The 21,267-nt window shown below is 59.2% G+C and carries 22 protein-coding genes; 6 read left to right on the forward strand and 16 right to left on the reverse strand.

All coding sequences use genetic code 11. The annotated features are described in order from the left end of the window. Positions 1-127: 127 nt before the first annotated feature. The 3 genes from AB0O97_RS19085 to AB0O97_RS19095 form a co-directional block, all read right to left on the reverse strand. On the reverse strand, positions 128-418 hold the full coding sequence (locus AB0O97_RS19085; protein ID WP_363884794.1) for a MoaD/ThiS family protein: 291 nt from the start codon (positions 416-418) through the stop codon (positions 128-130). A gap of 10 nt (positions 419-428) precedes the next feature. Next, positions 429-1,556, reverse strand: a complete 1,128-nt coding sequence (locus AB0O97_RS19090) for an exo-alpha-sialidase (RefSeq protein ID WP_363884796.1) — start codon at positions 1,554-1,556, stop codon at positions 429-431. A gap of 223 nt (positions 1,557-1,779) precedes the next feature. Then, positions 1,780-2,745, reverse strand: coding sequence for a type IV toxin-antitoxin system AbiEi family antitoxin domain-containing protein (locus AB0O97_RS19095; RefSeq protein ID WP_363884797.1), 966 nt, complete (start codon positions 2,743-2,745; stop codon positions 1,780-1,782). Positions 2,746-2,980: 235 nt separating this feature from the next. Between AB0O97_RS19095 and AB0O97_RS19100 the strand changes: the two genes are divergently transcribed. The 3 genes from AB0O97_RS19100 (at position 2,981) to AB0O97_RS19110 (ending at position 5,912) form a co-directional block, all read left to right on the forward strand. Continuing rightward, entirely contained in the window at positions 2,981-3,295 is a 315-nt protein-coding gene (locus AB0O97_RS19100) for a metal-sensitive transcriptional regulator (RefSeq protein ID WP_363843891.1), read from the forward strand. Between the two features lie 5 nt (positions 3,296-3,300). Next, positions 3,301-3,528, forward strand: coding sequence for a cation transporter (locus tag AB0O97_RS19105; RefSeq protein WP_363884799.1), 228 nt, complete (start codon positions 3,301-3,303; stop codon positions 3,526-3,528). 68 nt (positions 3,529-3,596) lie between these two features. Further along, positions 3,597-5,912, forward strand: a complete 2,316-nt coding sequence (locus AB0O97_RS19110; RefSeq protein ID WP_363884801.1) for a heavy metal translocating P-type ATPase — start codon at positions 3,597-3,599, stop codon at positions 5,910-5,912. Here AB0O97_RS19110 and AB0O97_RS19115 read toward each other — a convergent pair. Then, entirely contained in the window at positions 5,886-6,959 is a 1,074-nt protein-coding gene (locus tag AB0O97_RS19115) for an EamA family transporter (protein WP_363884803.1), read from the reverse strand. The genes AB0O97_RS19110 and AB0O97_RS19115 overlap by 27 nt on opposite strands. 72 nt (positions 6,960-7,031) lie before the next feature. On the opposite strand from AB0O97_RS19115, the gene AB0O97_RS19120 reads away from it, so the two are divergent. Beyond that, positions 7,032-7,604 (forward strand): CGNR zinc finger domain-containing protein, encoded by a 573-nt coding sequence (locus AB0O97_RS19120; RefSeq protein ID WP_363843992.1) that lies wholly within the window; start codon positions 7,032-7,034, stop codon positions 7,602-7,604. A gap of 73 nt (positions 7,605-7,677) precedes the next feature. On the opposite strand, the gene AB0O97_RS19125 is transcribed toward AB0O97_RS19120, so the two are convergent. The 5 genes from AB0O97_RS19125 to AB0O97_RS19145 all read right to left on the reverse strand — a co-directional run bounded on the left by AB0O97_RS19125 (position 7,678) and on the right by AB0O97_RS19145 (position 12,836). Next, complete coding sequence (locus AB0O97_RS19125) at positions 7,678-8,568, reverse strand: carbohydrate ABC transporter permease (RefSeq protein ID WP_363843900.1); 891 nt, start codon at positions 8,566-8,568, stop codon at positions 7,678-7,680. Beyond that, on the reverse strand, positions 8,568-9,467 hold the full coding sequence (locus tag AB0O97_RS19130) for a sugar ABC transporter permease (RefSeq protein ID WP_363843902.1): 900 nt from the start codon (positions 9,465-9,467) through the stop codon (positions 8,568-8,570). The genes AB0O97_RS19125 and AB0O97_RS19130 overlap by 1 nt, the downstream gene beginning before the upstream one ends. A gap of 92 nt (positions 9,468-9,559) precedes the next feature. Then, entirely contained in the window at positions 9,560-10,975 is a 1,416-nt protein-coding gene (gene ngcE / locus AB0O97_RS19135; protein WP_363843904.1) for an N-acetylglucosamine/diacetylchitobiose ABC transporter substrate-binding protein, read from the reverse strand. 132 nt (positions 10,976-11,107) lie between these two features. Then, on the reverse strand, positions 11,108-11,872 hold the full coding sequence (locus AB0O97_RS19140) for an SIS domain-containing protein (RefSeq protein ID WP_363843906.1): 765 nt from the start codon (positions 11,870-11,872) through the stop codon (positions 11,108-11,110). Then, positions 11,865-12,836, reverse strand: a complete 972-nt coding sequence (locus AB0O97_RS19145) for a MurR/RpiR family transcriptional regulator (protein ID WP_363843908.1) — start codon at positions 12,834-12,836, stop codon at positions 11,865-11,867. Before AB0O97_RS19145 ends, AB0O97_RS19140 begins: the two co-directional genes overlap by 8 nt. Before the next feature lie 92 nt (positions 12,837-12,928). Between AB0O97_RS19145 and AB0O97_RS19150 the strand changes: the two genes are divergently transcribed. Beyond that, positions 12,929-13,993 carry a BadF/BadG/BcrA/BcrD ATPase family protein gene (locus tag AB0O97_RS19150; RefSeq protein ID WP_363843911.1) on the forward strand — a complete coding sequence of 355 codons (1,065 nt, stop codon included), beginning with the start codon at positions 12,929-12,931 and terminating at the stop codon, positions 13,991-13,993. 123 nt (positions 13,994-14,116) lie between these two features. On the opposite strand, the gene AB0O97_RS19155 is transcribed toward AB0O97_RS19150, so the two are convergent. The 4 genes from AB0O97_RS19155 to AB0O97_RS19170 form a co-directional block, all read right to left on the reverse strand. Further along, positions 14,117-14,503 carry a hypothetical protein gene (locus tag AB0O97_RS19155; RefSeq protein ID WP_363843914.1) on the reverse strand — a complete coding sequence of 129 codons (387 nt, stop codon included), beginning with the start codon at positions 14,501-14,503 and terminating at the stop codon, positions 14,117-14,119. A 74-nt stretch (positions 14,504-14,577) separates the two neighbouring features. Continuing rightward, on the reverse strand, positions 14,578-15,186 hold the full coding sequence (locus AB0O97_RS19160) for a hypothetical protein (protein ID WP_363843917.1): 609 nt from the start codon (positions 15,184-15,186) through the stop codon (positions 14,578-14,580). Between the two features lie 9 nt (positions 15,187-15,195). Continuing rightward, complete coding sequence (locus AB0O97_RS19165) at positions 15,196-16,569, reverse strand: MATE family efflux transporter (RefSeq protein WP_363884805.1); 1,374 nt, start codon at positions 16,567-16,569, stop codon at positions 15,196-15,198. 20 nt (positions 16,570-16,589) lie between these two features. Continuing rightward, on the reverse strand, positions 16,590-17,432 hold the full coding sequence (locus tag AB0O97_RS19170; protein WP_363884807.1) for a LysR family transcriptional regulator: 843 nt from the start codon (positions 17,430-17,432) through the stop codon (positions 16,590-16,592). A gap of 143 nt (positions 17,433-17,575) precedes the next feature. On the opposite strand from AB0O97_RS19170, the gene AB0O97_RS19175 reads away from it, so the two are divergent. After that, positions 17,576-18,529, forward strand: a complete 954-nt coding sequence (locus AB0O97_RS19175) for an EamA family transporter (protein WP_363884809.1) — start codon at positions 17,576-17,578, stop codon at positions 18,527-18,529. Here the strand turns inward: AB0O97_RS19175 and dnaB are convergent. From dnaB to AB0O97_RS19190, 3 genes are all read right to left on the reverse strand, one after another. Beyond that, positions 18,526-19,905, reverse strand: a complete 1,380-nt coding sequence (dnaB, locus tag AB0O97_RS19180; protein ID WP_363843929.1) for a replicative DNA helicase — start codon at positions 19,903-19,905, stop codon at positions 18,526-18,528. The genes AB0O97_RS19175 and dnaB overlap by 4 nt on opposite strands. 480 nt (positions 19,906-20,385) lie before the next feature. Continuing rightward, positions 20,386-20,553 (reverse strand): LPXTG cell wall anchor domain-containing protein, encoded by a 168-nt coding sequence (locus AB0O97_RS19185; RefSeq protein ID WP_363843932.1) that lies wholly within the window; start codon positions 20,551-20,553, stop codon positions 20,386-20,388. Between the two features lie 157 nt (positions 20,554-20,710). Continuing rightward, the coding region (locus AB0O97_RS19190; protein ID WP_363884811.1) for a discoidin domain-containing protein at positions 20,711-21,267 on the reverse strand (557 nt) is incomplete at its 5' end.

Raw genomic sequence — 21,267 nt, forward strand, 5'->3', positions numbered from 1 at the left:
GCTGCGGAATATCCATGAACAATTAACTCCTCCTGCCCAACCAACCCTGAATGAGAAAAACTCTCTCACCCAAGGCTGACACGAAGGGGCAAAGGCTGGATTTTTAGCAGCGCTATCGCAGCGCCTGTCAGCCGCCGGCCACCGACTGAATAACCATCAGTTCCTGGCCGGCGGCTACGCGGGCATTTAGTCCGTCGAGCCGCCGCAGGTCCTCACCGTCAAGATAAATATTGACGAAGCGGCGCAGCGCCCCTGTTTCGTCCCGCACCCTGCGGCCGAACACGGGATACTCGGCGGCAATGGCATCCAGCAACTGTGCCACAGTTGCCCCGTCGCCAACATCCAGATGCAGCTCAGAACTGTTACCCACCAAGGGCTGGAGCAGTCTGGGCACCAGCAGTGTCACTTTCTCCGTCATGAGCACCCCGCTAAAAAAGCTCGACGACGGCGGCCCGGACACACAAAACATCCGGCAGTTGCTGCAGGATGGGGATAAAGTGCTCACCCTCATCGGCACTGGCATAGACCGTGCCTCCTCGGGTACCAAAGAACAGACCCACTGGCTCCGCGGTGTCCACAGCTGCGGCATCCCTGAGCACCACGTTGTACTCAGGTTGCGCCAGACCGTCAGCCAACCGTGTCCATGACTGACCGGCGTCGTCCGTCCTATACACGCCGATCTGACCCTCGGGTGGGATCCGCTGATGATCGGCAGTAAGGGGAATGACCCAGGCTGTGTCCGAGCGCCACGGATGCGTGAGGATGGTGAAGCCAAAGTCTGCGGGCAGGCCGGCGGCAATGTAGTCCCAGGAGTCCCCGTTGTTGGCGCTGCGATACACACCACCGTGGTTCTGCGCGAAGAGCACCTCCGGATGGTTGGGGTCGCGAGCGATTTTGTGCACGCATTGACCGAATTCCGGGGTTTCCACAGGCATGAAGGTGGCCCCAATCCCCTTGTTTCGCGGGACCCATGAGGCTCCTGCATCGGTGCTGCGATAGACGCCACCGGTGCTCATGGCGATATGAATCGTGCCCGAATCTGCGGGACTGGGCAACACGGTATGCGCTGCTGCACCGCCATAACCGGCACCCCACTCGGTGCGGTGCGGGTGGTCCCAGAGTCCCCGATTGAGCTCAAAGTGCTCGCCTCCGTCGGTGGATTTCCATACGGAAATGGGTTCGCAACCTGCCCACACCACCCCCGGGCGGGCGGCACTGTCCGGCTGGATCTGCCACACACGCTCCAGTGCCGCACCAGTGTCCGGAGGGAAAGTGATGGCGCCTTGTTCTGGCTCCTGCCACGTGGCGCCCAAATCATCCGAGTGTGCCACGGTGGGTCCCCAATGTTCGCTTCGCAGACCCACCAAGATGCGCGTCCGCGCTCCACGCGTGTCGATGGCGATGCTGGGGATCTCCTGCATCAGAAAATGTGGCCCGGTGAAGGCGTAATTCTGACGGTCACTACTGGTGCCCAGCCACAGTCCTTTTTTCGTACCCACGGCCAGCAGATGCGTGGCATCAGAGCGTGCGGCACCGGCTGCTTCATTTTTTTCCATGCACTAAAGTCGATCACCACGGCGGCGACACAGCAAGGGTTACCCGCTGGTAACTTAACCCGAGAATGGCCAATCTCCGGCAGCCCGCTTTCACCGCCTTCGCTGCCACCGTTCTTACCACCGTCACCGAGTGCGGCGGGTCCCCGCGAGATACCGCAGAAGATACACCGTACTCGCGGAGTTGCACCGCACTCGCGTAAGTGGTGCAAGAATTGCCCCAGCCTTACGCCGCAACGGCTGTTTGTAGTGGACCGATAGCGGCAAGAATCCGCCGTTTCATACCCTCCGGGTTCGCAAGATCCTTCCACTCGAAGCGTACAAACTTCCAGCCTGCTTCCATGAGCCGCCGCTCCCGTTTTCGCTCCTCCACAAGAACCTCTGACGTAGGTCTGTAGTCGAAATACTTAGTGTCACCGTCGAACTCTACAATGAGCCTTTGTTGCTCCCAGAGAAAATCTGGCCGATACACATAGCCGTCCACAAAAAGTTCAACTTGCAGCGAAGGCATGGGAATATCCATCTGGACAATCACTAGACGCGTCCGTGTTTCGCCTGCCGATTCCGAGCGGGCATCAAGGGCCCGAAGGACTCGCCTGGCCTTACGGACACCCCGGCGACCCGGCATCGACTCAACTCTAGCTGCCATGATCGCCAAGTTGGCACCCTTCCGCAACGCACTGTCGCCGATGATTACAGCCTGTTCGAATGTGCCAAAACAGGCACAGTCGATCACAGTCCGCTCCAAGGATGTCACAGCCACCACCTGGCCGCTTCGGATCCGAACTTTCCGCCGTTCCACCGGATCCAATACCTCGCGGTGCCGCACAACATCTTTGGGACTACTGCTGCCCGAGGCTGACGATGTAGCAGTCACATGAATTTGATACCCGCCATTCCAGACATACAACCCATGGAGCAGCGCCGCACTGAAATGTGAATACACGGGCATCCCACCCGCAGTAAGTATGTGGGCCACTAGACGCAATTTGTCTCGCTGCCATGGACTACTGCGCAACCAGTAGTCCACGCGGACATAAGCTCCCTTGCGGAGGCGGAGCACATGTCCGCGTTTGATGGCTGCCGTAATTGCCCTGTCTCCCAAACCTGCATCAGCAAGCTGCGCCGTGGTGGCCACGTTAGTGTGCCACGGCCACACTTCTACCAGTTCCTGCTGCGTGAGAACCTGCATGTTTTGAGTCTGCTCAGTCGCGCGAACGATCGCAAGACCCAAAAATCTAGGCTGTGGATAACTGTTAAGCCGCCGAGTGCGGCGGGTCCCCGCGAGATACCGCAGAAGATACACCGTACTCGCGGGGTTGCACCGCACTCGCGGTAGATACCCATCGAGAACGGCCAATTCCAACCGCCACACATACCCCCTGGGCGTAATTGACTTATACCCCATGGGGGTATAAGTTCGAAGAATGGAAACAGAAGTACACACCCACGGTTACTCAGAGGAAAAGCAGGCCTACCTGCGCCGCCTCAAACGCGCCGAAGGTCAGGTTCGCGGCATCGCCCGCATGGTGGAGGAAGACAAATACTGCATCGATATCCTCACCCAAATGGCTGCCGTCAACAAGGCCCTCCATGCTGTCAGCATTGGCCTGCTCGAGGACCATATTGCCCATTGCGTGGTCAATGCAGCCCACGAATCCGCCGAAACCGGCAACCCGGAGATCGTCGCCGAGAAGGTTTCCGAAGCAACATCCGCTATTTCACGTCTACTCAGGAGCTAATCATCATGAGCCACACCATCACCGTCAACGTTTCCGGCATGACCTGCGGCCACTGCGTCAGCTCCGTCACCGAAGAACTAAGCGAACTCAAGGGCGTTGAAAACGTCGCCGTCGACCTCAATTCCGGCGGCACCTCAGAAGTCACCGTCACCTCAACCTTGACGCTGGATCCGGCGGAAATTTCCGAGGCCGTCGCCGAAGCTGGATACCTAGTAGTCTCCAACAACGCCTGACCCACTAGTGCCTGAAAAGCAGCGTCTAAACCACACGCAATCTAGCACCAAAAAAATTAAGGAGCGCCATGAGCGCCTCAGATATTTTGTCCCAAACCGCCAGCCCCGGCCCCCGCATGGTCGAGATCGACATTGAAGGCATGACTTGTGCCTCATGCGTCAGCCGGGTTGAGCGCAAGTTGGGCAAACTCGAAGGCGTCAGCGCTTCCGTGAACCTCCCGCTGGAAACAGCCCAGGTCACGGTCCCCGCCGGCATATCCGACCAACAAATCATCGACACCGTCAAGGCGACGGGCTACACGGCCACCCTGAAGAATCCTCCCGCTCCCCCAGCTCTGAAGCACGACGCCGGCCATCAGGGCGCGCACGATTCCCACCCGGGTGCCGAACCAGAACATAGCGAGCATGAAGGTCATGACCACATGGCGCACGGCGGCACGGCAGCCACGCTGCGTCCACGCCTGATACTGGCCGCGATCCTGACCGTTCCGGTCTTTCTGGTCTCCATGTTTCCGGCCTTACAGTTCCCGCACTGGGGATGGGTCGCCGGCATCTTGACACTGCCGGTGGTCACATGGGCCGCTTGGCCGTTCCACCGTGCGGCAGCCATCAATGCCCGCCACTTCGCCTCCACCATGGACACCCTGGTGTCCATCGGCGTCAGCGCAGCATTCCTGTTTTCCGCTGTGGAACTGGCCATGGACCCCATGATGACCGAACATGGCAACGCCATGGCTGGTCATGCACCTCTTTACTTTGAGGTCTCCGCTGTGGTGGTCACCTTCCTGCTCTTGGGCCGCTACTTGGAAGCAAAAGCCAAGGCCAGGGCCGGAGACGCGCTCAAGGCGCTGCTGAGTCTGGGCGCCAAAGAAGCCACTGTGCTCCGCGACGGTGTTGAGGTCAAAATCCCGACGGCAGCAATGGAAGTAGATGAGATCTTCGTGGTCCGCCCCGGCGAGAAAATCGCCACGGACGGCGTAGTCACCGATGGCACCTCCGCCGTGGACACCTCGCTGATCACGGGCGAATCATTGCCCGTAGACGTCACACCAGGCGACAGTGTCACCGGCGCCACTATCAATACCTCGGGCCGATTGCTGGTCAAGGCCACCCGCGTCGGGAGTGAAACCACGCTGGCACAGATGGGCAAGTTGGTCAGCGCTGCGCAAGCGAGCAAGGCACCAATCGCCAGGCTGGCAGACCGGATCAGCTCCGTTTTCGTACCCATTGTGCTGGTCATTGCCGTCATGACGTTCGTCCTCTGGCTCCTGCTCAGCGGTGATCTCCAAGCTGCGTTCACGGCCGCCGTCGCCGTTTTGATCATCGCCTGCCCCTGTGCTCTGGGACTGGCTACACCCGTCGGACTGCTCACAGGAACAGGCCGGGCCGCCCAACTGGGCATCCTGATCAAGGGCCCGCAGGTTCTGGAAGACACCCGCACGGTGGACACGATTGTGCTGGATAAGACCGGAACCGTCACCGATGGCAGGCTCTCAGTGGTCGAGACCATACCCCTCACCCAAGTGCCGGCCGACGAACTCCTGCGCCTGGCTGGAGCCGTGGAGTCCCACAGTGAGCACCCCATCGCCCACGCTATCGTGGAGCACGCCCGCAACCGCGGCTCACTTCCGGAAGTTCTGGACTTCACCTCCTCCCCCGGGGGCGGCGTACGTGCACTGATCGAAGGCCGCATAGTTTTGGCCGGCAGAGCAGGCTGGCTAAAAGAGAACGGTGTCGAAATTACCGCGGCCGCCAACGCCGAGCTGCTCACGCAGCAACAACGCGGCACTACCGCTATTTGGGTTGCCGTTGATGGCGAAGCCGCCGGGCTCATTGCCCTGAAGGACACCATTAAGTCTGGTTCAAAGGCAGCGATCGCGAAGCTGAAGGCGTTGGGCCTGCGTCCCATCCTGCTCACGGGCGACAACGCGTCGGTCGCCGCTCAGGTGGCGGCCGCCGTGGGTATCGCGGCCGAGGACGTCTTTGCCGATGTGCTGCCCGAAGGCAAGGTGGAAGCCGTCAAGAAGCTGCAGGCTGCTGGTGCCATAGTGGCCATGGCGGGCGACGGTGTCAACGATGCTCCCGCTCTGGCTCAGGCAGATCTGGGGATCGCCATGGGATCCGGCACGGATGTGGCAATCGAGGCCGCGGACCTGACAGTCATGGGTAGCGATCTGGGCCAGGTCGCCACGGCCATAACGCTGTCCCGCAGGACGCTGGGCACCATCAAGGTGAACTTGTTCTGGGCCTTCTTCTACAACGCCGTCGGCATCCCGGTGGCAGCGTTTGGGCTATTGAACCCCATGATTGCCGGTGCCGCCATGGCCGCCAGTTCCGTGCTGGTGGTGGCGAATTCGCTACGGTTGCGGCGTTTTGGTCGCTAGCGTGACGGCCGGTAGCTGCTCGGCCGGTAGCGCGTCAGCCGGAAGAGCACCAGCAATTTCTAGGTCAACGGGGTAGCTTGGCCCGCGGCTGGAGGATCCACGCAAATCGTCCAGCCGCACCAGCACCACCCCACCCATGATGGCAAGGCCGCCCAGAAGTTGAATGATGCGGGGCATTTCACCCAGCAGTAGCCAGGCCCAAATCACGGCAAAAAGCACCTCGAAAAGCGCCACAAACGACGCCACCTTCGAGCCCAGCCCGCGGGTCGCCACAATACCCATCAGGTAGGCGAAAACCGTGGTGACTAGCACCAACCCGAGCACCGGAACCAGCCAATGCACCGGCGTCCCAGCAAATACGGGGTCGGTAAAGGTGAAGGACATGGGCAGCACGCCAACCACACCGAGCCCCACGATCATCGCCGCACCCACCGCCATACCGCCGCCAGCCATGAGAACTGGCGGGACGGCGTCGTCCGCTTTGGCAGACATGACAAAGTACACGGCCGAACACACCGCCGCGGCCAGCCCCCACAGCACGCCCTCGACGCTCACCTTTTGGCTACCCGCGAGATCGAGCACCAACACCAAGCCGGTCATGGCGCACACGGCACCAACGATGGTCAGCGCGCGCGGCCGACTCCGCGTCATTAGCCAGGCCCAGCCCACCAGCAGCACCGGCGAAAGGTATTCCAGCAGCAGCGCCACCCCCACCGACAAGTGCTGGACGGCGTTGAAGTAGAACAGCTGGCATAGCGCGATGGGCACCACACCATAAATTGCGATCCGCCCCAGCGAGCCCTTGACCTTGGACCAGCGCCGCACCAAGGTGATGATCACCGGAATCAGAAGTACGACGGCGGCCCCTCCAATGCGGACGGCGACAGCCGCACCTGGGGACCAGCCGACGTCAAAGAGCGACTTCGCGAAGGGTCCAGAGAGCGCGAAGGCCGCTGCCGAAATCAGAGCCAGCAGGAGCGCTGGCGAGGCCAGCACGGTGCGGGAACCCGCTGTGGGTGTGCGGAAAGTGGAGGATGAAGTGGTCATGGCAGATCCATTTGTCAGCAGTAAAAGGCGTTAGACTAATGACATTACGCTCAGCAAATGTCAGGAGTCAACATGGTCTTTAGTCATGACACGGAAATGGCGCTGCTCTCCGCCGTGAATCTGATCAACACCGCCCCCCTTTCAGTTGCGGAAGATGGGTCCATAACCGGTGCCGATGGGCTGGAAACCGTGGCTGAGCTGGATGCCTTTGTGCTGCAGGAGCAGTTTTCCGGATCGAGGGAGCATACCGAAGCGGAAGTGGCCGCGGTGCGTGAAATACGGCAGGAGCTGCGCGGCATCTTTACCTCGGACGAGGCAACGGCGGCGGATATGGTCAATGGACTGCTGGCGCGTGCTCAGGCGCTACCCCAGCTGGTCAAGCATGATCAGTGGGATTGGCATCTCCATGCCACAGCACCCGCCGCCCCACTTGCCGAGCGCATGGGGGTGGAGGCTGCCATGGCCCTAGTTGATGTGATTCGCAGCAGGGAGCTGACACGGTTGAAGGTGTGTGCCGCCCCGGATTGCTGCGCAGTGGTGATCGATCTGTCCAAGAATCGCTCACGGCGGTATTGCGACACCGGCAACTGTGGCAACCGTGCCCACGTGGCTGCGTACCGGCGTCGTCAATCAGGCCTTAAATGACATCGAACGGTGGGTAGTTGACAATTTTTGCGGGATACATTGTCAACTACTCACCGCTCGAGGAGGAGAAACTCTACTTCATGGTTCCTGCGGACACCGAGCCCTGGAGCTGGCGCTGGAACAAAACGTACATGATCAGAACTGGGACGATCACAATGATGGCGGCTGCGAAGAGCGCACCAAAGTCCACGGAGTAGCCCATCTGACCCGCATAGCGCGCAATACCCTGGGAGAGGACGTAGTTCTCTTCCTTGGTGTTGATGGCCACAGGGATCAGGTACTGGTTCCACAAGCCAAGGAAGTTGAAGATGGCCACGGAAGCCATACCGGGCTTAGCCATGGGCAGCATGACCTGGAAGAAGGTCCGCCATTCACCGGCCCCGTCAATCTGCGCGGCTTCGGCAATCTCATTCGGGAGCGCTTTGAAGAAGGAGAACAGGAAGAAGACGGTGAAGGGCAGTGCGAACGCTACGTACACAATGATCAGGCCGGGCAACGTGTTCAACAGCCCCATGTTCTGCAAGATGAAGAACAACGGCACAATAGCCAGGAAGATCGGGAACGTCAGACCGGCGAGCATCAGGTAATAGATCGCACGTGAACCGGGGAACACATAACGGGCCAAAACGTAGGCACACATGGCACCCAGCACCATCACGATGACCAGAGCAAAGCCCACCACAATGACGGTGTTGAAGAAGTACCTGCCAATGCCGGCGGTATTCCAGGCATTGATGTAGTTCTCAAACTTCCACTCCGCGGGGAGGGCTAACGGCGAAGCAAAGATTTCCGTCGTCGTCTTGAAGGAGGACAGCAGTGTCCAGCCCAGCGGAACCAGAACCAGCAGCGACCACAGGGTGAGCATGGTGTGTGAAACACCGGCTACAACCTTGTCACCCTTGGTGTCCTGGCCCTTACGTTCAACATGGTCCAGAGGTGAATTGTTACTAAGTTTGAGAGACATTATTCTGACACATCCTTGCTGCCGCCGGTCCAACGGTTCACCAGGAATACCAGTGCCGAGAAAATCAAGGTAATTGCCGCCAGCACCACACCCATGGCACAGGCCAGGCCAAACTGACCCTTGGTGAAGGCAGTACTGAATAGTCTCTGCGACATGACTAGGGTGGAGTTGGCGGGACCACCCGTGGAGTTCAACACGGACATGTAGACAAAGGCGTCGAGAGCCAGGATACCCATGTAGACGTACGCCGTCTGAATGTTGTCGCGGATGAGGGGAATCGTGATATTTATGGCGGTGCGCAGGCGTCCAGCACCATCAATTCGGGCTGCTTCAAAGGTTTCAGCGGGAATGCCCTTGATGGCGGCAATGAACAGGATCATGTAGAAACCCACAAAGCCCCACACAATGACGAACATAGAGGCAACCATGGCGGTGCGCTCATCACCGAGCCAGGCGAAGTCCTTTGCACTATCAAAACCAATACCCGTCAAGATACCGTTGAGCAAACCGTTGCGCGGGTCATAAATCTGGGCCCAGATAATGCCGATAACAACGGCAGGGATCACGTACGGGAAGAAGGAGATGACGCGGTAGAAACCCGAGCCTGCGAGGCCCTTGATCTGCCCGCGACTGCTTCCGCCAATGGTGACAAGACTGGCCAAAATCAGCGAAAGAATTACTGTGATTACAGGCAGGAATACCGCCAAGATGACACTGTTGCGCACCGAAATCATGAAGATGTCATCGTTGAAGAGCTTGGCGTAATTACCCAAGCCCACGAACGGCATATTGTTGTCGAAGCCGCTCCAGCTGGTCATTGAATAGTAAATCGCCTGAACGAATGGCGAGATTACGAAGACCAGATAGATCACCAACGGCAGTCCCAAAAAGACTGCCATGAAGCTAATCTTGTCGAATGTCAGTTTCTTCCGGCGCCGCCGGGTGGGGGCGACAACGCCCCCACCTGGCTGCACTGCGTTTGTTACTTGAGTCACTTCACTTCAATCTTCTTGACCGAATCGTCTTTGGCAACCTTGTCGGTGATTTCCTGCAGAGCCTTGGTCAGGCCAGCGACGTCGAGCTTGCCATCGAGGAAGGAATTCCACGGCACCAGCATGTCGGGATTCATGCCGTAAGTGTCAACGAAGTTCCAGGTGAAGATGTCCTTGCCAGCCTTATCCAGCATGGAGGTCTGTGACACCAGTGCGGTGGAACCGAAACCGTCCGCCGGAACAGTACCCTTGACCACGGTGGGCGCGAGCTTCTCCTTGGCGAAGTTGGTTGCAGCTTCCTTGGAGAGCATAGTGCGCAGCAATTCCTTGCCCGCTGCAACGTTTACGCCATCCGTGGGAACGATGAACGGCTCGCCACCTGCGGACCGAACTCCCGTCTGGGCAATCTTCGGGCTTGCAGAGACAACGGGAACCGGAGCACCCGTCATTTCGAAGCCCGCCTTGGTCTGGTCCTTCATCTCGTTCTCGATCCAGGAACCGGACGGGTAGAGCAGTGCTTCCTGGCCGTTGGACCACTGCGCCTGCGCGGCGGTGAAGACGGTGCCTGCACCACCGGGGACGAACATGCCAGCCTTGACGATCTTCTCCATGGCGGTGAAGACGCTCTGGACGGCCGGCAGCGACCAGCAGTCGGGCTTGAGGTTTTCCAGGGAGAGGCGAACTTCGTCGCCACCTTCCTTGATGGCCGACTCAATAGCCATGGTCTGGTAGTACGTGGCAGCTTCCTTGCCGAAGACGAACAGGTACTTGCCCTTCTCCTTGGCCTTGAGGCCGAGCTCGTAGGCTTCGTCCCACGTGGTGGGGACGGTCCAGCTGTTCTCCTTGAACAGGCTGGCGGAGTACCACCAGGCGTACACGGTGAGGACGTAGTTGATAGCGGCAAGCTTGCCGTCGAAGGTGCCCGGAGCCAATACGCCGTCGAACAAGGTGTCGGCGATCTTGGTGCCTTCGAGGTTATTGGCGTCAATAACGCCCTGCAGGTCCTCGAGCTTGTCCAAGATGGTGCTGAAGCCGATGGACTTTGCACCGGAGTTATCGATCAGGTCCGGCGGAGTGCCACCGACAAACCGGGGCTGCAGTTCCTGGGCGATGTCGGTGGAGGGTTTGATGGAAACTTCAAGTCCCGGGAAGTTCTTCTTGACGATGGCGCCAGCGAACTCAACGTAGTCGATGCCGTAACCACCATTGAAGATGACCGCGTCGAGCTTGCCGGTGTCGGCTACCCCAAACGGGTTCTTCGTGGGATCAACGGCGCCACCGGGAGCCTTCGACTCAGTGGTGGTGCCGCCGCCTGCGCAGGAAGCCAGCGCTCCACCCAAGGGCAGAAGTACGGCGGTTGCCAGGGCACCACGGAGGAATCCACGACGCTGCAGCGGCTTGTTCTGAATACTCATTTTCTTTACTGCCTTCCATTGATGGTACGAGCGCTAATTCGGTACTACTTTGTACTTGGTTAGTACGTTCACTGCAATTCATTCGGCTGACTTCAAGCGCTGTAGCTGACTTCAACTTCAGTGCCGTTGGAATCATGCCTCACGCCTGAGCCGGCCAGAATACTGGCCCACCAGTGCGGTATTGTGTTCGTCCCCGCCCGGGATATTTGCCGAAATATAGATGGGCGGTTTCTTCCCCGCACGGACTAGGTATTGGACCGTCTCAATGGTCAGCAGCTGCGCGATGTACGCAGCTGTGATTGATGAAACCGCACCAACACCTCCTCCGCCGGAAACTTCGAGGGTGGTATCGCCAAAAGGCGCCCTATTATCGATAACAATGTCGGCAATCTCGCTGAGCCGCTTCCCCGAAGGGTGCTTAGTCTCGACAGCATTGCTGTGCTCAAGGCTGGTGACCGCAATGACCTTATGTCCGCGTTCCTTGGCCGCAAGCGCCAAGCCGACGATCGAACCGTTGACGCCGGAGTTGGAGGCGATGAGGAATATGTCACGGGGATCCACTAGGGACAACTGGAACAGTTCCTCGGCAACTCCGGTGTCCCGCTCCAGCACCGAACCTGCCAGGGAGTCCAACGCAGAAACATCGCGATTTCCATGAAGCACCAGATCGCGCAAGGCAATCTTGCTCGTGGGAATCAACCCGCCGGCTCGGCCAGCGATTTCCATAGCAAAGGCCTCGGAATGCCCTGTGCCGAACGCTTGGATGACACCACCATTATTGAGGGCTTCCGCCATGGCAGCTGCTGCTTCGGCTACGCCGCCTGCAAGGGCCCATTCAGTGAGGGCTTCAAGCCGCGAGGAAACCTCTAGGGCGTAGACGGCAATCGAATCAGACACTGTCCTCGCTCCTTCCGGCGTTACGCTGCCCTCTGTGAGCATTCAACTCGATCCGAGCTGCCCGAGTGGGGCGCCGATGAGGTGAGACGGCCATGGCAGAGGCTGCCAACTTTGATGTGGTTTGGTTAAAGTTCACTTGAGCCACCAGCAAATAAATCAAGTCAAGAACAAGCAGCTGCACATGCTTGGCGGAGAGGTCATCCGGCTGCAGGAACTGCTCGTGTACCGAGGTGATGATGGCTTCGTCGGCACTCTCTGCCAGCGGTGAGCCCGGATTGTTGCTGAGCGCAATGGTCAACGCACCAGCCTCACCCGCTTCCCGAAGCATTTGCAGCGTTTCTTCTGTGCGTCCAGTGTTTGAAATTCCAATGGCCACCGAGTTGGTGTCCTGGATGGCCGCACTGGTCAAGCCAGCATGAACCTCGGACCAGTGGTGGGCGTTGATGCCGATCCGGTAGAGACGCGATTGCAGCTCTTTAGCCATCACAGCGCTGCCACCAATGCCATAAATGTCCACATGGGAACTCATGGCAATCCGGCGGGCAATCTTGTTCATCAGGGCTAGATCCATGACGGCAGCCGTCTCCTCCAGCGAACGTGTATGCGCATTCACCAGCGTGCTCAGAACGTCCCGGGGAGAGTCATCGGGGCCAAAGGCCCGGCCAATGTCGGCTTTCCATGATTCACGGGCATCACTGCGGCCCAGGTCCGAAGCAATGCTGACCCGGAATGGGACATAGCCGGCATAACCCAACAATCGACAGAACCTAGTCACTGTGGCAGGTGAGGTTTTGGTTTGCTCCGCGAGTTCCATAATGGAAAGCTCCAGGGGCGCTTGCGGGTGCTCTAGAAGAAAGGAACCAATTTTCGCCATGGCCGCTGGCATGTCAGGTAGTTTGGCCTGAATGCGATTCACGACACCGGCAGCCGAAACCACTATGGCGGGAGTCATGGAGGCTGGCATGTGAAAATCCGTTTCTTCTAGGTGGTTACATAATGAAAACTATTATCACCGCGGATGTAAGTCAAGTCACACCTAGACACAGAATGGTAACGATGCGCAATTATCTTGCAATTGATGCTGGGGGCACCTCCACGAGAGCGGTCCTGCTGGACTCCTCGGGCCATTGTTTTGGCTACGGTACGGCGGGGGGAGGAAACCCGGTTTCGCGGGGATTTCCGGGCGCTTTGGAGTCCTTGGCGCAAGCCACATCCAAGGCCTTGGGAGGGGGGCGGCAAAACATCTCGGAAGCCATCCTGGCCATGGCAGGAGCATCGCTGGAATTGCCGAAACATTTGTTCCGGGACCGCTTCATGACGCTGGGTTTGACTGGAAAAGTCATGATCGAATCTGATTTATTAGCGGCGTTTTACTCTGGAACTTATCAAGATGAAGGTTGCGCCTTGATAGCTGGAACCGGAGCTGTGGGGGCCCGCATCTCTGGAGCCGAACTGGCCGCGGTGGCCGATGGCATGGGATGGTTGCTCGGCGACAATGGTTCGGGGTTCTGGATCGGCCGAGAAGTAGCGCTAGCAGTTGCCGCTGCACTCGACGGCAGGGGGCAGCGGACTATTCTGACCGAACTGCTGCTGGCAGAACTAGGAATCCCGCTGAATTCTTCACAACGAAGTCAGGGCCGGCTGCGGGCTCAGCAACAAATGATCCTGAAGACTTACGAGCTGAGCCCCATCGAACTTTCGCGCTTTGCTCCGCTTGTCTTTACAGCAGAAGGGGACGCTGTTGCCACTGGAATAGTGGACCGGGCCGCCCGGCATTTAGCCCAGACCCTCCTGGCCGTAGCCGGAGGCGGAGCCGGTGATGGAACTGGCGGTTCAGCTGGAAGCGCGGCAGGCGACGCAACGGGGGGAGCATTAGCGGGAGCAGAATTCGCCGCACAACCCTTGGTCTTTGGCGGCAGTGTGCTGACCAAGGGTGGGACAGTTGCGGCAGCGGTGCTGGATCAGCTTGCCGCGGCGGGCGTCAGGACTGCTAGTGTCCCTGCCTTAGTTGAAGACGGTGTCGTCGGCGCGGCAGTTCTAGTGCTCAAGCGCAATGGCATTGAAGTGGACGCGGCCGTCTTTGCCCGGATCCAAGGGAGCTTAGCGGCTCTGCGTGCCTAGGGCGCCAAGCCAGCGCCGGAGCAGGGCGCCGCGCCGGCGCCGAGCCAAGCCGGCGCAGGGCCTGCGCCAAGCCGGTGCCAAGCCAGCGCCAGCGCCAGCGCCGCGACTACGGGGTTAGCTTGCTTAGTTTTCAGCACCTTCGCCTGCAGAGGAAGCGGAGTCATCCCCAGCGGCTTTCTTGCGCTGAGCTGCTTCCTCTGACTTCTTGGCCGCATCGGCGGTAGCCTGTGCCAGCCGGTCCGAGGACTTGCGGTAGACGCCCGAGCCCTCGCTGAGAGAAGGGTCATTTTCCTTGTGGCCCATGACCAACAATGAGGAAATAAGCAGTGCAACTACGAAGGTGATCCCGCAGGCAATTCCCGCCAGGTCCCAACGCAGGCCGTATTGCGTGCCGCCGGAGGCAAAAACCAGGGTAAGAACGCCTGCGATGGCAGCCAGCGCAGCCGAGAAGCTCAGTGGGAGCTTGATGGAATTGGCTGACTGGGGGTTCTGCGGCTCTTCACTGCCCACAATTGATCCTTTACTTTGGTTGGTGTGTCGCGCACCACGCGTTTCTACGCAAAGTAGAACATCTGACTACTAGTTTACTGGGGTTTTGGATTGCTGCCGTCATGGCGCAGGGTCAGTGCTGACAGTGCCCAAAGCGCACCTGTCATTAGTGCTCCACCGCCTGCCACTCCCATCAATGCATGAGGACCGGCTCCAGCGTAGAACGGCAGCAAAATACCTGTTCCCAACCCCAGGACTCCTGATATCCGCCAGTCGCTGGTGAGAGCCAGTTTCGCCCCGGTTGCTGCTGTCGACTTCCGCAGGCCTACGAACAGCTCAGAAGCGCCAAGGAAGGCCAACGCCACGCCACCGAGCCAGGCAGCCATCGCTGTGTTGGCTGAAATCGCCACGACCACGCCGCCTACGGCCAAAATCCCCGCTGCCCCCTGGAGTACAAAGCGGCGGTGGTCCCCGCTTGGCAGGGCCAGAGCGCGCACCACCCCGTACTGGGCTGCGGCAGAGGCAAGGAAATATGCGCCTAAAGTCAGACCTAGTCCCATCGGCCCAGGAGCAGCCCAAAAGACTGTTGTGAGCCCGAAGGCCAAGGTGACAATCGCCCGAAACAACACGGGCCGCCACAGTAGTGGACGTCCGGAAGTTGAAAGATTGGCATGGGCAGGCTGGGGAACGGCGGTTTCACTCACCCATCAAGTCTAGCCGCGGCCAGCAGGAACACCGGTCTGCATCCAGCGACCCGTTCGTGCACGCAATCCCAGGGTCAATCCGCGGGCCCCCATGTACCCCACGCTGAACGCTGCCCAGACCCAGAACATGCCCGGCACAGTGTCACCGAAAGCCTCTTGACTCACCCAGTAGAGCAGCGGCAAATAGATCACGAGGTTTGCCAGTCCCGCTAGGGCTAGATAGCGGGCATCCCCTGCCCCAATAAGGACTCCGTCAAGAACAAACACGTACCCGGCCAGCGGCTGCCCCACAGCCAGTACGAGCAGCGCCGCGGCTAGGGCCGCATGGACGCTGGGATCAGTGGTGAAGATCCAGCCGACCACCCCTGAAACAGCTGCAAGTCCCACACCTGTGAGGACACCAAACCCCAGCCCCCAACGAGTCATGGTCTTGGTCAGGCGCCGCACTTGGGCAACGTTGCCAGCGCCGAGCTCCTTGCCAACCAGGGCCTGGGCAGCAATGGCCAGCGCATCCAACGCGAACGCCAAGAAGCTAAAGATGGTCATGGCCAGCTGATGGGCCGCCAAGTTGACCGGCCCCTGTGCCGTCACCACCACCACAGTTACCAAAATGGCGGCCCGCAAGGAGAGCGTGCGGAGCATGAGCCAACTGCCGACTTGGGAGACCGTCTTGACGCCACGCCAGTCCGGGCGCAGCCCCACCCCATGAAGGCGGGCAGCTCGCACCACAATGACAAGGTAGACAGCGGCCATTCCCCACTGTGCGATGACGGTGCCGGCTGCTGCGCCACCCACCGAGAAGTTGAAGCCATAGACCAGCACAAAGTTCATCACGATGTTGAGCCCAAAGCCGGCAGCGGCCACGATCAGCGGTGTTTTCGTGTCCTGCAGTCCACGGAGGACACCCATCGCCGCCATGACCAGCAACATGGCCGGGATTCCCGCCAAACTAATCAGAAAGTATTCCTGCGCATACTCCAGCACCTCACCTCGAGCACCCATGGCGGCGAGGAGACGGCCTCCGGTCAGTATGCCCAGGACGGAAAGTACCACTCCGAGAATGGCCGCCAACCACAGGCCGTCCCGACCCACCGCTAGCGCTTGGGCATGTCTGCCCGCCCCCAACAGACGCGCCACGGCCGGCGTGGTGGAATATGCCAAGAACACCATAAGCCCGACGACGGTTTGCAAGACTGTGGCGGCAAGCCCGACGCCGGCCAGCTGGGGAACGCCCAAATGTCCAACAATGGCCGAGTCAGCTAGGAGAAAGAGTGGCTCAGCTATGAGCGCCCCAAAGGCTGGGATCGCTAAGGCACGGATCGCTTTGGCTGTGGAACGGCGGGCCGTCAGCGCACTGTCAGGCGTCGATTCTGTCTTAGGCATGAGTCAACAGTATCGGCTGGCTAGGCGCCTTGGGGATCGAGCAGTTCTCGCATAATTTGCTGCAGAACGTTGATGACTTGGACAACTGCAGCACGTTCCATGGCCTCTGGTCGGGCAAGAATATCAATCCGCCGCCCCAGTCGTGGCTCACGCAACGGAAGGAGAAGCAGATCGGCAAAGTAGCGCCGGTTCACCAGATAGCGAGGCATCAAGGAGATACAGTCGCCTTGGTCCACAAGTGAGGCGGCCACAAAGAAGTCGTTGATGCGATGGACCACCTGGACCTCCTCCCCCGCGATGGTGCCGATCATTTCAATGGCCCCCGCCAAAGGGAATCCGGGGTGCACAGAGATCCACCGTTCATCAAGAAGGTCTGTGGGTTTGACACTCTTTTGCTGAGCCAGACGATGCCGCACACTGACCGCCACATCCAACGGTTCATAGGCGAGCTCCGTGACCTTGACGGTGACGGGCCAGGGCGTGCTGTTGGCCATTCGGTGCGCGATGACCAAATCATAATCAGCCGTCATAGTGGCAAAATCTTTCTGGGCTACGTCTTGGTCGAACAGGTGTACCGCGAGGCCTCCACCATCATGCAGTGCACGTTCTAGAGGACCGAAGTAGGCCAGAGCTGCGCTATGAAAGGCAGCCACGGTGACCGGTTCGTCGGTGTTTTCCCGGAAGGAGTCGACGGCGGCATCGGCCTTTGCCAACGCGATTTCCACTTCCACAGTGGCCGCACACAAAGCCAGTCCTGCCGGTGTGAGCGCCGTCCGGCGGCCAACTTTATAGGTCAGCGCTGTTCCGGCTTTGCGTTGAAGTGCCGTGAGCTGTTGAGAAACGCTCGACGGCGTTACCTCCAACGCCTAAGCCGCTGCGGCGATGCTTCCCCTGTCACGAACCTCTCGGAGAGCGCGTAGTTGCGAAATTTCCATAAATTCAAACTAATGCATTGGATGACAAAAGTGCTCTGGTTTGCTGGTATTTATGCGCAGAGTATTAGAAAGTGAAAAGTACTTGGGATCGCCTAAATGTGGATATTGCGCTACTTGCCGTGGCCTTTGTCTGGGGTAGCAGTTACCTAGTGGCCAAGGATCTGACAACCGTGATGAGTGCCCCGGCAGTTCTAGGCTGGCGTTTCCTCGTGGCGTCAGCAGCCTTGGGAGCGCTGTGGCTGCTGCGGGTGCGCCGTATCCCTGGCCGCGCGGAAGTGTGGACAGGCGTGCTTTTAGGATTGACCCAAGCGGCCGTGCTCTTTCTGGAGACCTTTGGCGTGGCACATACTCAGGCCAGCAATGCCGGACTCGTGATCAGCTTAACCGTCATCTTTACACCCCTGCTCGACTCCTTGGCGTCACGAAGGTGGCTGCCGCCGTCGTTCTTCATTGCGGCGACCGTCTCCGTAGTGGGGGTGGCGCTCTTGGTCACCGGAGGTGGTTTCCGCACCCCCACCGTGGGTGACGCCCTCATGCTCGGAGCCGCAGCGGTGCGCGCGGGGCACGTGACCTTGATGGGGGCCTTGACGGCCAACAAACCCTACAGCTCTATCACGGTGACCTTGATTCAGTCTGCGATCTGCGCACTCGTGGGCATAGCCTTCAATCCCGCGGAGATCCTCGGTTCGGCCGCACACTTCTCAAGCTCCATATGGCTGAACCTGGCGTACTTGGGCCTAGCCTGCAGCGTCTTCGCATTCCTGGTCCAGCTCTGGGCTGTCCGGCGCACCTCGGCGTCCCGAGCCCGAGCCAGCTTGCTCATGGGCACCGAACCCGTGTGGGCGGTGTTGGTGGGCGTCGGCCTGGGTGGCGAAACCTTAGGTTGGTTGGGCGTCCTGGGCGCAACCCTGATCGTTGCAGGCTGCTATGCAGGGCAAAAAATCGAGGCACACTTCAGGGCTGCCCGGGGCGCCAGAGCGGGGGCGGTAACCCCCACTCAGATGGTTCAAGTCAGCAACAGCTAGTAGCCGCCACCGTTTTCGCTGGCCATGTTGGCAAAGCGCGAGTAGTGACCCTGGAAGCCCAACACGATCGTCTTGGTGGGACCGTTACGGTGTTTGGCCACAATCACGTCAGCCTCGCCGGCACGGGCCGATTCCTTGTCATAGATGTCTTCACGGTGCAACAGGATGACCATGTCGGCATCCTGCTCAATGGAACCGGATTCACGAAGGTCAGAGACCATGGGCTTCTTGTCGGTTCGCTGTTCGGAACCACGGTTCAGCTGTGACAGAGCAACTACCGGAACCTGAAGTTCCTTGGCCAGTAGCTTCAAGGCACGCGAGAACTCGGAAACTTCCTGCTGGCGCGATTCAACGCGCTTGCCCGAGGACATCAGCTGCAGGTAGTCAAGGACCACCAACTTCAAATCGTGCTGCTGCTTCAGGCGCCGGCACTTAGCTCGAATTTCCATCAGCGACATATTCGGAGAATCATCAATGAACAGGGGCGCATCGTTCATTCGACCCATGGTCGTGGCAATCTTGGACCACTGATCGTCCTTGACAGTTCCCTTACGCAGATCCTGCAAGCTGATGGTGGCCTCGGCCGACAACAGTCGCATGGCGATTTCGTTCCGACCCATTTCCAGGGAGAACACCACGGTAGCCATATTGTGGTCAATGGCTGCCGACCGTGCCCAGTCAAGGGCGAATGTACTCTTACCGACGGCCGGTCGGGCTGCGATGACAATCATCTGGCCGGGATGCAGACCGTTGGTCAATTCATCAAATTCGTAGAATCCGGTGGGCACACCTGTCATGCCTTGACCCTTGTGGCCGGACGCTTCAATCTCATCCACAGTGGATTCCATAACGTCCTTGAGCAGCACGTAATCCTCGGTGGTGCGGCGTTCTGCCACAGCGAAGATCTCGGCTTGGGCGGCGTTGACGGTATCTTCAACTTCGCCATCTTGGGCATAACCCATCTGGACAATCTTGGTGCCGGCGGTGACGAGCCTGCGGAGAACCGCGCGCTCGGCCACAATCTCAGCGTAAAAGCCTGCGTTTGCTGCGGTGGGCACGGACTGGATCAGTTGGTGCAGATAGGCGGCACCGCCAATTTTGGTGATCTCGCCGCGTTTGGTCAGCTCATCGGCAATGGTGACGGCATCGGCAGGCTCACCGCGGCCATAGAGGTCCAGAATGGCCTCATAAATGCTCTCGTGCGCCGGCCGGTAAAAGTCGTTGCCACGCAGAACTTCAACAACGTCTGCAATGGCGTCCTTGGAGAGCATCATGCCGCCCAAGACGCTCTGTTCGGCCACTAGGTCCTGAGGCGGTGTCCTGGCAAAGTCCGGCTCGCGGGAAGTATCCCTTTTGTCCATGGCTGGAGCTGACATGTTGGTGCCCACTTTCTGCCCTGCTGGCCGGGCCTTTCATCATCTCACGATGACACATTCTTATGTTGCTGCTCCTACTTACCAGCTGATACCGACAAAGTTGTCAAAAGCGGAGGCGTTCTTTGCAACGTTAGACGCACAAATGCCATCTACCAACCCCATTGTCCACCCTGCCTGTGGATAACCGGTGCATTAACTGCCCCTGCTTGTGCACAGGATGGGGACAAGCATGTGGACAACTCTATCTGCAGGCCCTTAAAGTGCCTCTGACCTCCGCAAACACTGTCCACCCCCTGTGGATTACTACATTTTTTCAAAGATGCTTCTTCTCACATCACACTGTGGACTATGCGGTTAAGGAAGATATGCCGCTGGGATATCCACAGACATATGTCGCACTGTGGATATCCCAGCGGCGCGCATCGTCCTCGGGTGCGCTTAGAGGCTTTCATTCGCTTCCAATCGCCTGCCCCTTCGCTTTTATGCGCGCTTGGGCATGTGCTTCCTCCTAGACCTGGCCACGAGGAAGGCTCCTGCAGCCAGAATCAGCAAGCCCAATGACAGGGCTACGGCGACTGCGCTAGGACCGGTTTCAGGCAACTCGCCCTCGGCCGTGGAGGTCCCGTCAGCAGGAACCGCGGCTGGCACTTTAACACTCTGCATTGCATTCGGCGAGGCACTAGAGGTGCTGCTGGCCAACGTGCTCCCTGAGGCACTGGAACTCTCAGCTTCAGTCGGCTCCGGCGATTCGATCTCCCCACTGCGCTCCGTAGCTACAAATTCGCCGCAGGCAATCCACTTATCGTCACAGGAGCTGACACCTGTCATACGGATGAAGCGTGCAGCCGAGCCGTCCAGTTCGACGGTTTGAATCCTCGAGACGTTCTCCCAAGTCGCTGCGACAGGCGTTGCCCACGTGGCGCCGTCGGTGGTCGGTGTTTGTCTCCATCGCGACGTCCTTGATGCGACCATTAGCGGAAGCGCGGCCTAGGCAACCGGCGCTGACACGATTGCGCTCCTTGCCCAAATCGATAATGATCCAATGCGGAGGAGGTGTGGATCCGGCGCTCCATGCAGAGGTCCAGCCCGGCTCCTGTTCACAGTCCCCCAAGTTGCTGGCTGGCCGGTGCTCTGAGACGGTTTCTTCACTGCTGAAACCGGTGACGGTCATATCAGTGCAAAGGACTGGTGTGAGAGTCTCTTCCGCGGGTTTCGTGGGTTCGGTGGGTTCGGTGGGTTTGGCGGGTTCAACGGTCGGGGTGGTGTCTGAATCGTCCCGGGTTTTGTGCCGTTTTCTATTGAGAGAATGGATAGCATGCCCAAGCAGTACACCCCTGAAGTTAAGAGCCGTGCCGTGTCCTA

The sequence above is a fragment of the Specibacter sp. NPDC078692 genome (assembly GCF_040686835.1).
In the GTDB taxonomy this organism is placed as follows: Bacteria; Actinomycetota; Actinomycetes; order Actinomycetales; family Micrococcaceae; genus Specibacter.